At 56.4% G+C, this 13,496-nt stretch carries 16 protein-coding genes and 1 pseudogene; 16 read left to right on the top strand and 1 reads right to left on the bottom strand.

The genetic code is table 11. From position 1 onward, the window contains the following. The first annotated feature begins 49 nt into the window (after positions 1 to 49). The 15 genes and pseudogenes from hisC to H7B67_RS14675 all read left to right on the top strand — a co-directional run bounded on the left by hisC (position 50) and on the right by H7B67_RS14675 (position 12,134). Positions 50 to 1,147, top strand: a complete 1,098-nt coding sequence (hisC, locus tag H7B67_RS14745) for a histidinol-phosphate transaminase (RefSeq protein ID WP_185120609.1) — start codon at positions 50 to 52, stop codon at positions 1,145 to 1,147. A gap of 3 nt (positions 1,148 to 1,150) precedes the next feature. Next, complete coding sequence (locus H7B67_RS14740) at positions 1,151 to 2,293, top strand: prephenate dehydrogenase (protein ID WP_185120608.1); 1,143 nt, start codon at positions 1,151 to 1,153, stop codon at positions 2,291 to 2,293. 566 nt (positions 2,294 to 2,859) lie between these two features. Beyond that, positions 2,860 to 3,456: an RNA polymerase sigma factor gene (locus H7B67_RS14735; RefSeq protein WP_185120607.1), complete on the top strand. Its 597-nt coding sequence runs from the start codon at positions 2,860 to 2,862 to the stop codon at positions 3,454 to 3,456. Next, positions 3,453 to 4,061, top strand: coding sequence for an anti-sigma factor family protein (locus H7B67_RS14730; RefSeq protein ID WP_185120606.1), 609 nt, complete (start codon positions 3,453 to 3,455; stop codon positions 4,059 to 4,061). Before H7B67_RS14735 ends, H7B67_RS14730 begins: the two co-directional genes overlap by 4 nt. Beyond that, positions 4,058 to 4,648, top strand: a complete 591-nt coding sequence (locus H7B67_RS14725) for a histidine phosphatase family protein (protein ID WP_185120605.1) — start codon at positions 4,058 to 4,060, stop codon at positions 4,646 to 4,648. The genes H7B67_RS14730 and H7B67_RS14725 overlap by 4 nt, the downstream gene beginning before the upstream one ends. A gap of 157 nt (positions 4,649 to 4,805) precedes the next feature. Next, positions 4,806 to 6,023, top strand: a complete 1,218-nt coding sequence (locus H7B67_RS14720) for a hypothetical protein (RefSeq protein WP_185120604.1) — start codon at positions 4,806 to 4,808, stop codon at positions 6,021 to 6,023. A gap of 17 nt (positions 6,024 to 6,040) precedes the next feature. After that, positions 6,041 to 6,217, top strand: a pseudogene (locus tag H7B67_RS14715) (hypothetical protein); the annotation flags it as partial. Further along, positions 6,195 to 6,371 (top strand): IDEAL domain-containing protein, encoded by a 177-nt coding sequence (locus tag H7B67_RS14710; RefSeq protein WP_126958224.1) that lies wholly within the window; start codon positions 6,195 to 6,197, stop codon positions 6,369 to 6,371. The pseudogene H7B67_RS14715 and the gene H7B67_RS14710, both read left to right, overlap by 23 nt. Before the next feature lie 211 nt (positions 6,372 to 6,582). Beyond that, positions 6,583 to 7,545, top strand: coding sequence for an alpha/beta fold hydrolase (locus H7B67_RS14705; RefSeq protein WP_185120603.1), 963 nt, complete (start codon positions 6,583 to 6,585; stop codon positions 7,543 to 7,545). Between the two features lie 57 nt (positions 7,546 to 7,602). Next, positions 7,603 to 8,034 carry a DUF2487 family protein gene (locus H7B67_RS14700; protein ID WP_185120602.1) on the top strand — a complete coding sequence of 144 codons (432 nt, stop codon included), beginning with the start codon at positions 7,603 to 7,605 and terminating at the stop codon, positions 8,032 to 8,034. Positions 8,035 to 8,286: 252 nt separating this feature from the next. Continuing rightward, the gene (locus tag H7B67_RS14695) at positions 8,287 to 8,817 is read left to right on the top strand and encodes a Rieske (2Fe-2S) protein (protein ID WP_185120601.1); all 531 of its coding nucleotides are present in this window, start codon (positions 8,287 to 8,289) and stop codon (positions 8,815 to 8,817) included. Positions 8,818 to 8,836: 19 nt separating this feature from the next. Further along, complete coding sequence (gene qcrB, locus H7B67_RS14690; RefSeq protein WP_185120600.1) at positions 8,837 to 9,508, top strand: menaquinol-cytochrome c reductase cytochrome b subunit; 672 nt, start codon at positions 8,837 to 8,839, stop codon at positions 9,506 to 9,508. A gap of 21 nt (positions 9,509 to 9,529) precedes the next feature. After that, the gene (locus tag H7B67_RS14685; RefSeq protein ID WP_185120599.1) at positions 9,530 to 10,402 is read left to right on the top strand and encodes a menaquinol-cytochrome c reductase cytochrome b/c subunit; all 873 of its coding nucleotides are present in this window, start codon (positions 9,530 to 9,532) and stop codon (positions 10,400 to 10,402) included. Between the two features lie 84 nt (positions 10,403 to 10,486). Beyond that, a complete protein-coding gene (locus H7B67_RS14680; protein WP_185120598.1) occupies positions 10,487 to 11,155 on the top strand; it encodes a DUF1405 domain-containing protein in 669 nt (222 codons plus the stop codon). A 43-nt stretch (positions 11,156 to 11,198) separates the two neighbouring features. Further along, positions 11,199 to 12,134 carry a sporulation protein YpjB gene (locus tag H7B67_RS14675; RefSeq protein WP_185120597.1) on the top strand — a complete coding sequence of 312 codons (936 nt, stop codon included), beginning with the start codon at positions 11,199 to 11,201 and terminating at the stop codon, positions 12,132 to 12,134. Positions 12,135 to 12,151: 17 nt separating this feature from the next. Here the strand turns inward: H7B67_RS14675 and H7B67_RS14670 are convergent, their stop codons facing one another. After that, positions 12,152 to 13,021 carry a YitT family protein gene (locus H7B67_RS14670; RefSeq protein ID WP_185120596.1) on the bottom strand — a complete coding sequence of 290 codons (870 nt, stop codon included), beginning with the start codon at positions 13,019 to 13,021 and terminating at the stop codon, positions 12,152 to 12,154. A 105-nt stretch (positions 13,022 to 13,126) separates the two neighbouring features. Here H7B67_RS14670 and H7B67_RS14665 point away from each other — a divergent pair, with 105 nt between their 5' ends. Further along, on the top strand, positions 13,127 to 13,495 hold the full coding sequence (locus H7B67_RS14665; protein WP_185120595.1) for a nucleotide pyrophosphohydrolase: 369 nt from the start codon (positions 13,127 to 13,129) through the stop codon (positions 13,493 to 13,495). Position 13,496: the final 1 nt, after the last annotated feature.

Genomic DNA, 13,496 nt, shown 5'->3' with positions numbered 1-13,496 from the left:
TTGCATTCGCCGAAAGCAACCGCTTCGCGTCTATTCAGGAGGTTATTCCATGCAACCGAAACCGAATATTGTTCATCTTCCGGTTTACCAACCGGGCAAGCCCGTCTCCGACGTCAAGCGCGAGCTGGGACTTACCGAAGTCATCAAGCTTGCTTCCAACGAGAATCCGTTCGGCAGCTCGCCGAAGGCGATCGAAGCGGCCAAGCAGGAGCTCGAGAATATCAGCATCTATCCGGACGGAGCCGCGGTCGATCTGACGAACGCGCTCGCCGAGCATCTCGGCGTCGAACCGGACCAGATCATTTTCGGAGCGGGGTCGGACGAGGTCATTCTGATGATCGCCCGCGCGTTCTTGCTGCCGGGCGACGAGAACATTACCGCCGACCAGACGTTCCCGCAGTATCGCCATAACATCGAGATCGAGAACGGAGTCGTCATCGAGGTGCCTCTGAAGGACGGCACCCACGACTTGGACGGAATGCTGGCGAAGGTCGGCCCGAAGACGAAGATCGTATGGATCTGCAATCCGAACAATCCGACCGGAACGATCGTCACGCACGAACAGGTCGAGAGCTTCCTGGCCAAGGTGCCTTCGAGCGTTATGGTCGTGCTGGACGAAGCTTATTGCGAATACATCGACGATCCGGCATTCCCGGATGGTCTGGCCCTGCTGAAGAAGTACCCGAACCTGGTGCTGCTGCGCACGTTCTCGAAGATTTACGGCTTAGCCTCCATGCGAATCGGCTACGGCATCGGCCGTCCGGAGCTGATCCGTTCCATCAATCAAGTCCGCGAGCCGTTCAACACGTCGCGAATGGGGCAAGCGGCCGCTCTTGCCGCTATTAAGGACCAGGACTTCATCGATTACTGCCGCAAGGCGAACGCGGAAGGGCTGAAGACGCTCCGCGCCGCCTTCGACCGTCTCGGTCTCCCGGCCTTCCCCGCTTACGGCAACTTCATCATGGTCGACGTGAAGAGACCGGCCGGAGAAGTGTTCGACGCGCTTCTGCGCAAAGGGATTATCGTGCGCGGCGGGCATAAGTACTACCCGACGCATATTCGCATCACCGTCGGCAGCGCCGAGCAGAACGCGAAGGTTATCTCCGCTCTGGAAGCCGTACTTCAAGAAATTCCGGTACAGGTGTGAGGGATGACCGTAGACAACAGCGACTTTAAGCCAACCTCCCCCGTTCCGGCGCCCTCCGTGAAGATCGCGATCTTCGGAGTCGGCCTTATCGGGGGCTCGCTCGCGCTCTGCTGGAAGGGCAAGCCGGGCTATCGAATCGTCGGGCACTCGGTCAATCCGTCCTCCGTCGGCAAGTACGTCTCGCTCGGCGTGGTGGACGAAGGCACGACTTCCCTCGAGGAAGCGGCAAGGGATGCCGACTTTATTTTCCTGTGCGTGCCGGTAGGCCGACTGAACGACTATCTGGATGAGCTCGCCAAGCTTCCTCTGAAGCCGGGCTGCATCATCACCGACGTCGGAAGCACGAAGGCGTCGGTCGTCGCTCACGCGAGAGGCCTCGATCTGAACGGAGCCGTCTTCCTCGGCGGCCATCCGATGGCCGGCTCGGAGCGCTCCGGAGTCGAAGCGGCGACCATCGATCTGTTCGAGAACGCCTACTACGTGCTGACCCCGACGGACGACACGCCGCTAGATGCGGTCGAGAGGATGCAGGAGCTTCTGCGTTGGACGAGAGCCAAGGTCGTGCTGACCGATTCGGTCCTTCACGACAGCATCGTCGGGGCGATCAGCCATCTGCCGCATCTGATCGCGGTCGGTCTCGTCAACCAGATCGCCCGGTACAACGAGACGAACGATCTGTACCGCAGCCTGGCGGCCGGCGGCTTCCGCGACATTACGCGGATCGCTTCGAGCGACCCTATCGTCTGGCGGGATATTCTTGTGAACAACAAGGACGTGCTGCTGACGCTTCTGGACGATTGGAAGGCGGAGATGGACCGGTTCGCCGAGCTGTTGAAGCAAGAAGACGGAGAGGGCATCTCCGAGCAGTTCCGCCTGGCGAACGGGTTCCGCAACCAGCTGCCGGAACGCCGCAAAGGCATGATCCAATCGCTTCACGAATGCTATGTCGACGTTCCCGACCATCCGGGCATTATCGGCCGGATCGCGACGGAGCTCGGGCAGGCTCGCATCAATCTCAGCAACCTTCACATCGTGGAGAGCCGAGAGGACGTGCCGGGAACGCTGCGCCTGTCGTTCAAGGAAGCGGACGATCTGGAGAAAGCCGTCGAGCTTATCCGCGGAATGAAGTACGAGGTCTATTTTTGAAGGGTCGTTTAGCCGGGGCTTCTTCCTTCCTCATCGCGTTGCGATCGGGAAAGAAGAAGCCCTTTGTACTTTGCAGGCGATTACGCGGCAGCGCGTCAAAGAGGGCAACCAAACTACGCGCACGAACCCGAAAACGGAGGAGGGGGCAGAGAGTAACGTTATTTTCTTAAATGAGCAAAAAAAACCGCCCGAAGGGCGGTCGCACAAAGTGCAAGTATTGGATAGGAGTGGAGAGAAACCATACTGTACTTTTATTATATGTATCCGCTTCCACTTTGTCAATAAGCGCTTACAAAAAAATGAGAGCGTTTACGATTTATTTTTTTCATTATGAATTGTTCTTTTTGCCCCATGCAGCGGCGTAATGGATATCATTGCCTGCATAATTTTAAAATTTTTTAAGATATGGGCAACCTGTCCTATGTTACAATACGATTAGTTATGTAAAATACTGGGGACATCTTATTCGAATGCGCCTTCGTGCGCAACTTTTGCGTTTATGGTCGGTATAACCATTATCCGGCCTCAAACGATCACCCTGTCCAGGGGGGAGGATCGCGGAACCGATGACCGATTCCCAATTGATTCGGGAAATCAAAGACGGCAATGTGGATTTATATTCTACCTTAATGTCGAGATATCAGAAGAAAATTCTGTCCTTTATATATCAAATGCTAAGAAGCGCCAAGCTGGAGCTCATGGCGGAGGATCTTTGCTCCGAGACCTTCTACAAAGCGTACCGAAGCCTGCACTCCTTCCGAGAGGTCGACGCTTCCTTCTCGACCTGGCTGTACACGATCGCTCGCAATACGGTGCTGAGCGAGCTTCGCAAGAACAAGGCGACTCATCTATCCTTGGATGATTCAACCTACATACCTGCCGCTCCGGCCGAAGCGGCTCCCGAACAGACCTTGCTTCGCAGCGAGAAGGTATCCTTGGTGAGGGCGGCGATCAACAACCTTCCGGAGAAGCAGCGCTCCGCCTTGATCCTGCGGGAATACGACGGAATGGACTACCAGGAAATTGCTAATATTCTAGGACAGACCGTCAGCGCCGTGAAGTCGCTGCTGTTCCGGGCCAGGGCCAGCGTGAAGACGCAGATGGAAGCTTACTACAACGAACCAGCCATCATTCAGGAGTACGAGGAGTTGAAGTATCGATGAGAAGCGACTGCGACCTGCAGCAGGAGAAATTCAGCGATTATTGGGACGAAGCGTTGCCCTCTCACGAGAGAATCAAATTCGAATTGCATCTCGCTTCCTGTCCCGCCTGCAAGGAAGAGTATCGATTCTGGGAAGAAAGCTCCGCGCTGATTCGGGAAATCGGGCAGAGCGACGCTCTCGATATCGATACGGCGACGGTAGAGGAGATCAACCGGAACGTCATGAACCGAATCTATGCCGAACAGGATTGGTTCCTGCCCGCGTCGAGACGGTTGTACGCTTTCGGCAGCGGCTTCCGGAGAAGGATGGGAAGCTTGATCGCGGCGCTATTGGCGATTTTTTTCTGCAGGTTGGTATATGCCATTTATGAGAAAACGCATAGCCCGGATACCCCTTACACGGGCGTGATGGATACGGCCAGCGCGTTCAACCCGGGAGATTCGGTGCCCAGCGGGATGATCGTCGATGTCCCCGTGGCCAGTCTAAGCGATCCTATCGTGCTTCGCGTGGATCCCGCCGTGCCGGAATATTGGATTGCCTTCGCGCTTCTTGGGGTACTGATGTCCTTGCTGACGATGAATTGGTTCGCGAGGGTGCGGGCATGAGCGGATACATGAGAATGGGCTGGGTCAGGCACGGACTTACCTCATGGAACAAGGCCGGCAAGATTCAAGGGACGACCGATATTCCCCTTAGCGCGGAAGGGAAGATGCAAGCCCATCGCCTCGCTCATCGGCTGTCTATCGAGAGCAGAGTCTGGCATGGCGTCGTATGCAGCGATCTCCAGCGAGCGGAGACGACCGCCAGAATCGTTGCGGAGAGGCTGAATATTCCGCTGCTGACGGATGTCCGCCTTCGGGAGCGGGGCTTCGGCGAAGCGGAAGGAACGACGGAAGCGGAACGCGTCGCCAGGTGGGGAAGCGGGTGGCGAGGCAAGGTTCCCGGCCAGGAGTCGGATGAACAGGTGCGTTCGCGCGGCCTCGCCTTCGTCGAAGAATTCTCGGACAAGCATGCCGGAGAGAGCTGGCTGGTCGTAACCCACGGAAGCTTCATCGGTCAGATGCTTCAGGCACTTGAGACCGGAGTGGACGACCATCATATCTCCAATCTGTCGCTGACGATTCTGGATCGGGAAGGCGATAGGTGGGTTCCTATCCTTCATAACTGCACCGAGCATCTTAATCTTCCTTAACCCTAAACGTAATATTAGAATCGAATTCTAGCATCCAACGGAACGCCCGCAGCTTTTGCCGGCGTTTTTTTTTGCGTTTTGGAGGCAGGGGCAACGTTTAAACGGACGAACATGCACCGATAATGACATGTAAATCGTCCGGAAACGGGGAATGCCGATGAACTTGGCGGAAATGCTCTGCTACGCCGATATCGAACAGTTGACCCGAATCGCCGATACGTATCGATGCGAGTGCAGCAGCCATTCGAAGAACGACTTGATTCAATCGATCCTGATCGCCGTTCAGCGGCGCGATGTCCTGGAGTCTCGGGTAGAAGACATGAGCGTGGGCGATATTCGTTTCCTCAACTCTCTTCTTTTCGATCAGCGAGCCTCCTACAGTTTGGAAGAGCTGACGGCCAGGGCAAGAACCGCCGAACCGGCGGATCCGGGCCAGCGGGAACGGGAGGAAGCGCCGCCTCCGCCGGTCAAGAATCGCAAGAAATCGAAGGCGTCCGCTTCTATCGAAGCGCCGCCCGATCCCGATTCGGCCGCGAGAAGCGCGATCGCTAGGTTCAAGCGATTCGGGTGGTTATTTAACGGTTTTTCCCACCAGACCCGATTCCTCTATCATGTTCCCGAGGACGTAAGAAGCAGGCTTAAGGACGCGCTGGCCAGACAGTTCCGAGGCAAGCTGGAGCTCCGGGGAGAACCGTCCGTATACCGGGACGAGAGAGGATTGGCCGTTGCCGACATGAGCCAGGTGCTGCGTTTTATTAGAGATAACGACACGCCGCTCACGACGGACAGCGTTCTCTATAAGAGGCAGCTGCAGCAGCTGCTGGATGTCTTGTCCGTGTCCGAGGAGATACCGGGCAAAAGCGGATGGAGGTTCGGTTACGGCCGGAGATTCCGGGATTATCCGGACCGCTTCTCGCTCCTTTACGACTACGGCTGCTTCAAAGGTTGGCTTCAGGAGCAGCTGGATCGGTTGGAGCTGAGCGAGGAAGGCTTCGCATATGCCTCGGGAGAGAAAACGATCGATCCGGCGGACCTGTACCGGTTCTGGCTTAGGCTGTACAAGAGCCCGATTCCCAATCTCAACATCCTGGTTCAATGGATCTCCTTGCTGTCCGCGGAATGGACGACCGTGGACTCCGTCGAGCGAATCCTGCTGCCCTTCGTGAAGGAGTACTACTATGACAGCGCCTCGGACGTGCTTCGCAAACGGGTCATCGGCAACATGATGCATTTAGGCCTGCTTCGAATAGGGGAAACCGAATCGAGGGAAGCCGTCATCCGGATGACTCCGCAAGGAAGGCAGCTGATCGCCGGGGTCGAGGTCGGGTCGGAGGATCATTTGAGTTGGATAGGGGGCTCGTTCGACTTCGGTTGATACCGGCCTGCGTTGGAACGATAGGCAAGAATACATTGATCGGCATGGGGGCCAGTGTCCCGAACGGGGCCGACATCGGTGAATATGCTTTAGTGGGAGCAGGCGCGCTCGTAATCGAACGGACGCCAACCCCAAGGAACCCTTTACGCCGGATATTTGGAGGTGCAACGGATGGACATGAAAGTCGCCTATGAGACCATGCTGGGTTTGGCGGCCGAAATGGTTCTCGACGACGCGCTGCGCAAACACCGGACGGAAAAGATTTACGAAGCTATCGACGTTGCGCTGGCGAAAGGGGACGCGGAAAGCTTCCGTCGTCTGACCGACGAATTGAAGACGATTCAATGATCGAGAGAACGGCATGCCGTTCGATCGTCTCGTACCGACTGACCGTATGGCGGAACGGAGAGCCCGAGCTTTCCGGCGCCATGCGGTATTTTTTGTTAGCAAAAGAAAACGCTTTTCCGGAACGGATTTTTGGAGTAGGATGGGACATGGAAGAATGATCGGCAATCATCTCCAATCCTGATTATCATTTCTTTGGGAGGGAAACCTAGCTATGCCATTAGTGGATATGCCTATGGAGAAGCTTAAGGAATACCGAGGAATCAATCCGAGACCGGACGATTTCGACGACTATTGGGAGCGCGCGCTCAAAGAGATGAAGGCGGTGGACCCCGAGCTGGAGATCACGCCTTCTTCCTTCCAAGTTCCGTTCGCGGAATGCTACGACCTAACCTTCACGGGAGTGCGCGGCGCCCGCATCTATGCGAAATACGTCAAGCCGAAGAACGTTCCCGGGCCCCATCCGGCCGTGCTTCAATTCCACGGATACTCCGGCCATTCCGGGGATTGGACCTCCAAGCTCGGCTGGGCGGCGCTCGGGTATTCCGTCATCGCGATGGACGTGCGGGGCCAAGGAGGGCGATCCGAAGACACCGGCGGAGTGAAGGGTAATACCCTTCGCGGTCAAATCATTCGCGGGCTTAGCGACCATCCGGACAACCTTCTCTTCCGGCACGTCTTCCTGGACACGGCGCAGCTGGCGGGAATCGTCATGAGCCTGCCCGAGGTCGATCCGGCTCGGGTCGCGGCGATGGGAGGCTCGCAAGGCGGCGGCCTGACGTTAGCCTGCGCGGCGCTGGAGCCGAGAATCAAGCTGCTCGCGCCCGTCTTTCCCTTCTTGTCCGATTATCGGAGAGTTTGGGAGATGGACCTGGCTAAGGATGCCTATGAGGAATTGAGACTCTACTTCCGTTCGTTCGATCCGACTCATGAGCGCGAAGACGAGATTTTCCGCAAGCTGGGTTACATCGACGTCCAGTATTTGGCTCCGAGAATTCAAGGCGAAGTCATGATGGCCGTCGGGCTGATGGATACGGTCACGCCGCCGTCGACCCAATTCGCGGCGTACAATAAAATCGTCGCCAAGAAGCGGTTGGTCGTGTACCCGGATTTCGGACACGAGCATTTGCCGGGGAACGACGACAAGACGATCAGCTTTTTCCAGGAGAAATTATAAGAATCATACCGGTTGCAAGCGCAAGCGAGAATTCCGGCAGCAAAGGAAGTTGTTCGAATGAAATTCAGCGAATTGACCTCAGACCAGTGGTACGATCTATTGCCTTATCTCGACACCTGCCTGATCCCCGTATCGGGACTGGTCGGCGACGAGCCGCCGCACGAGGCCGCGGAACGGATCGCGGAGACGGGAGATTGGCTGCAGCCGCTCGAGACGGCCTTCCGGGGGAGGACCGTCACGATGCCTGCCTATCATTACATTAATGTAGCCGAGAAAGCGGAAATCGAGCGAATCGGCGCGATCTGCGGCCGAGTGAAGCAATTGGGCTTCAAATATATCGTCGTCGTGTCGGGGAGAGCCGATTGGGCGGAAGCTCCGGCTGGGGCGGATCTGATCCTTAAACCCGAGGAGAGCGGCATGCAGCCGGATACGAACAAGCTTCGCCAGGCGATAACGGAGCTATGGAAGCAAGAGGGGCGCTCCCGGTAGCGTTCCTTGGAGAAGTTTCCATATCGCGCATAATCGATACGTATTCCTGCAAACAATAAGCGGGAGGCAACGAAGGGTAATTGTGACAATTTGAGAACAATTTAGACCTGCGATTCGTGTCAACAAGTGAATAGACGATGGCAATTGTTGACTGTCCTTAGTGCCTGGGCTATTATTATTAATGTCTTTGTGAACAAAAAGTGAATGAAGTCCGTAACGGACGCGACATGGTGGGCAGAGGGGGTTGAGAAAATGAGCCACAACGAACAGCAAGAATCCGCGCACAAGCCTGTCAAGCGCAAAGAGATGTCTAGAAGACAATTTTTGTCATACACGCTTGGCGGTGCAACGGCTTTCATGGCAGGTGGAGTCGTTTTGCCGATGCTTCGATTCGCCGTCGATCCCATTCTGGTTAAGAAGGAAGAAGGCGGTTTCGTTAAAGTAATCGAGGAGTCCAAGGTTACCGCTGAACCGCAGCAGGTCGGCTTCAAGGTTCATCAGGTAGACGGATGGTACGAGAGCGATCCGAAGATGGAAGCATATATCGCTAAAGGCGAGGATGGCAAAGTATTCGCCCTGTCTCCGGTTTGTAAGCACCTTGGCTGCACGATCGGCTGGGGCGGGGAGTCGCCTAACGAATACCATTGTCCTTGTCACGGGGCACGGTACACCAAAGACGGCAAGAACCTGAAGGTAGCTCCGAAGCCGTTGGACGAATACGAAGTGAAGATCGAGAACGGCTGGGTTTACCTCGGACCGTTGCAAGCGAACACACGGGTTTAGAAGGAGGGCGTTTCGTCAAATGTTCAAATCAATGTACAACTGGATCGACGAACGTCTGGATGTCACACCGATGTGGAGAGACATCGCGGATCACGAAGTTCCCGAGCACGTCAATCCGGCTCATCACTTCTCCGCGTTCGTCTATTGCTTCGGCGGCCTGACGTTCTTCATCACCGTCATTCAGATCCTCTCGGGGATGTTCCTGACGATGTACTACGTTCCCGACATTACCAATGCTTATTACAGCGTCGATTACCTCCAGCACCAAGTTGCTTTCGGAGTCATCGTTCGCGGCATGCACCACTGGGGCGCGAGCTTGGTAATCGTAATGATGTTCTTACATACCCTGCGCGTCTTCTTTACGGGCTCTTACAAAGCGCCGCGCGAGATGAACTGGGTCGTAGGCATGCTGATTTTCTTCGTCATGCTCGGTCTGGGCTTCACCGGTTATCTTCTTCCATGGGATAACAAAGCGTACTTCGCAACCAAGGTCGGCATGGAAATCGCCGGCTCCGTTCCTTGGATCGGAGGCTACATTAAGGAGTTACTGGCGGGAGGCACCATCGTAGGAGCACAGACGCTGACGCGATTCTTCGCGATTCACGTATTCTTCCTGCCGGGCGTGCTGCTTACGCTCCTTGCCGCACACTTCTTCATGATTCGTAAACAGGGCATATCCGGGCCGCTGTAACAGAGAGGGGAGTGGCAAGTAATGGCACACGGTCATAAATCGGACGAGAAGATCGTCTATGTCGGAGATTCTCGAATTCGCCAAAGAAGCGCAGACAAGCCTACGCCTCCGGACTATACTTCCTTCCCGGGCAAGTCGGAAGCGTTTATCCCGAACTTCCTGCTGAAGGAATGGATGGCGGGCGTCGTCATCCTGGTCGGCTTCCTCGTTCTCACGATCGCGGAACCGGCGCCGCTGGGGTATCCGGCGGATCCGCTCAACGGTTCGTTCATCCCGATGCCGGACTGGTACTTCTTGTTTATCTACCAATTGCTGAAGTATCCGTACGCTTCCGAGGATTACATCATCCTCGGTACGATCGGGATTCCGGGCTTGGCTTTCGGAGCGCTGCTGCTGGCGCCGTTCCTGGATACGGGCAAGGAGCGCCGCTTCTACCGCCGTCCGATCGCTTCGTCGATGATGATCGTCTCGCTCGTGGCTTCGATCTACCTGACTTGGGTGTCTTGGCATCACTACACCGAAGAGCTCGAGAAGAACGGAGTCATTCCGGAGCATATCGAGCGCGAGATCAAGTCCGAGGAATCGATCAAGGCGGGCAAGGGTCGGTACATCGCGGGCAAGGAAGACGTCGTCGCGCTGGTGAAGGCGGACGATCCCGCGTTCTCCATCATGCAACAAGCCCAGTGTATCGCTTGTCACGGCGCGGAGCTCGAGGGCGCGAACGGACCTTCGCTTCGCGGAATCGGAGACGCGCTGAGCAAGGAACAGCTTGTCGATACGATCACGAACGGCAAGAACGAGGGAATGCCTGCCTTCAAAGGCCAGCTGACCGAAGCCGAGATCGATCAGATCGCAACGTGGCTGTCCGAACAGAAAGCGGCGGCAGCCGAATAAATAGGTTATAATGAGAGAGCCTGGCCGAATGCGGTCAGGCTCTTTCTAGCGAGTTACAGATACGGAGCATTGGGGGATACGGGAATGACTTGGAGAGAGCTGCTCTCTCGAGAGACGCTGACGCATCGGGCGCTGATGTCGCTTCTCATGATTTTCTACATACCGGGCACGATCTACGGCTACTACTGGTACGAGAACCAGCTGAGGGAGACGTGGAGCAACAATCCGCATTGGCAGCTTCCGTTCGTTCCGGACAGTCCGACCGCATCGCTGTTATTTGCGCTGGCGCTGCTATGGCTATGGATTCAGCCCGGACGTTCCGAACGCGGCTGGGTTCGCGGAATACGGGGAACGCTGGAAGCGCTGGCCGTCGTGACGAGCGTGAAGTACGGCATCTGGGCTTGCGCCATTATCTTCGCGGGAGCGGCTCAAGGGGACACGATCGAGCCTTCCAGCTGGATGCTGGTCGCTTCTCATGGAGCGATGGCGGTATGCGCGGTGCTCTACGGCCGATTTTTCCACTATGGAGGGGTCACCCTGACGATCGCGGCTGCGTGGACCTTCCTGAACGATTCGATCGACTACGGCTTCGACGTCTACCCTTATCTTCCTTTCGAATTGAAGGATGACGTGACCGTCGTCGCATGGTGTACTTTCCTGCTAACGGCGTTCAGCGTCCTCGTCGCCGCGGCGGTGAGATTCAACCTGCCGTTGAACAAGCTGAACCGCTTGTCTCAAGACAAGCGGTTCTAATGCCGGACAACCCCTCATAGGCTTAGGCAGGAGGGGATCTTCGATGCGGGGCAAGCAAGCGGCTAAGGGTAGCATCTTCAAATGGGCAAGCCTGCTTACGGCGGCTTTGTCTCTCTTCTTTGCGGGTCTTCCCGTCGCGGCGACGGTCATGAGAGGCGGGAGCGGCGAGGCGCAAGCCGTCAAGCCAGAAGCGGTCAAGCCTCAAGCCGAGCCTTCGAACGCGGCGGTTCAAGCCTTCTACTCGGCAGCCGAGGCGCTGTACGATTCGGTCCGCAAGGGAGACCGGTTAGGCGGGACAAGGGCCTTGCAGGAAGTGGAGAGAAGCCTGAGGAAGCTTCCGATGAGCCGGATCCCCAACGCCGAAGGCATCAGCTCTCTGGCCGCGAGCGTCGCGGAGATGAAGAGGGCGTGGACAGCCGTGTCTCCGGACGAGGCGAGAATCGAGCAAGCCGCCGGTTCGGTTCGTATGGCCGCCGACGCTCTGGCGAACCCTACCCGTCCGTTGTGGCATCAATACCAAACGGTGCTTAGCCAAGACTCGGCAGCGTTGATCGAAGCGATCGAAGACGCGGATTCTCCGAAAGACGCGTTGGAACGCTTATCCCGCCATTACGGAATCATCCGTGCGGCCGCCTCGCTTCAAGCCGAGCCTTCCGCCGTCGAACGGATGGATTCGGTCCTGCGCTACGCCGATAGGCTTCTATCCTCCGGACAGCCGCAGTCCGACTTGGCGAACGATCTGGGCCGGCATATCCAGGACGCTATCGCGGGCTTGTTTCCGCAGGCGGAAGGCTCGCCGACGAACGTCGTTCCGCTGGCGCCGCCTTCCTGGGGCATCACGGCTACGATCGGTTCCTTCATTATAACGATACTATCTTGGGCGGGCTGGAGAAGGTTCCGGTTCGAACGAATGCATCCCGGCAGGAGGAGCGAGGCGAGCAAGAACCGCTCGGACGCCGCCAACAGGTGGTTTCGATAACCGGAGCCGGCTTGCCGTCAATCTTCCTTGAAGCCTTCGCCGAGAACGTCATGCACATCCGTAATGATGATAAAAGCCTTTCTGTCGTGCTGGCGGACAAGGCTTTTTAATTTGCGGATTTCGAATCGGCTGACGACGCAGTAGATCATCATTTTGTTCTGGCCGGAATAGGCCCCGACGGCAGGGAGCAAGGTCACCCCTCGATCCAGCTCTTTGGTAATGCTGGAAGCCAGCTTCTCCGGCTCGGAGCAGAGAACGGTGAAGGCCTTGGCCGCATAGGCGCCTTCTTGAATGAAGTCGATGATCTTGGAGGAGATGAAGACGCTGACGAGCGTGTACAGCACCTTCTCCGTCTCGATGACGAGCAGCGACGAGCCCAAGATGACGACGTCCATGGCCAGAATGATCTGGCCCATGCTCCATCCGCGCCAACGATGCACGATACGCGCGATGATGTCGACGCCCCCCGTCGTTCCCCCCGAACGAAACACAAGCCCGAGTCCCGATCCGAGCGTCACGCCGGCATAGAGAACGACGAGGATGAAGTCTTTCTCGGAGACGAACGGAACGATCCATTTTTGATCCACCGCGAAGCTCCACAGCCATAGAAAAACAGATAGGAGAACGGTGCCGGCAATCGAATACAGCGTCGATTCGCGGCCAAGCTGCCGCCAGCCCAGGATGAAGATCGGAATGTTCAACAGGAGAGAGGTAATGGCCGGGGCAAAGCCGAAGGCGTATTGGAGCAGGACGGTAATCCCGGTAACTCCGCCTTCCATAAGGGTGTTGGGAAGAATAAAATATTCGATTCCGAAGGCATACAGGGCGGTCCCCGCGATCAACCCCAACCATCTGCGCAACATTTCCTTCCACGTTCCCATCTTCATTTAACGGGTCACCTCATCCGAAATTGCATTTGTCTTTGCCTGCATCTTAAGCTAACATAGGAATGATACAAGTTCAATTCGACTTTATTCGGAAGGAAGAAGCCTATGGGTGAATCGAAGATTGCCGGCAAGCCACTGGCACAGAAGTCGCTCGCCGACATTCAACGGGAAGTCGACGCTTACATATCGCAATTCAAAGAAGGATATTTCTCGCCGCTAGCCTTGCTGGCCCGCATGGCCGAGGAAGTCGGCGAGCTTGCGCGCGAAGTCAATCATACCTATGGGGAGAAGCCCAAAAAAGCGGATGAGGCCGACAATTCCGTCGAGATGGAATTGGGAGACGTGCTGTTCATCGTGCTTTGCTTCGCGAATTCGCTCGGTATCGATCTGACCGAGGCGCATAACCGCGTCATGCATAAATTCAATACCCGGGACGCGAATAGGTGGACGAAGAAGGACACCGTAGAACCTTAGC

Origin of the sequence: Cohnella thailandensis (assembly GCF_014212135.1) — a bacterium.
GTDB classification, from domain to species: Bacteria; Bacillota; Bacilli; order Paenibacillales; family Paenibacillaceae; genus Cohnella; species Cohnella thailandensis.
This window is presented reverse-complemented; position numbering and strand designations above follow the sequence as displayed.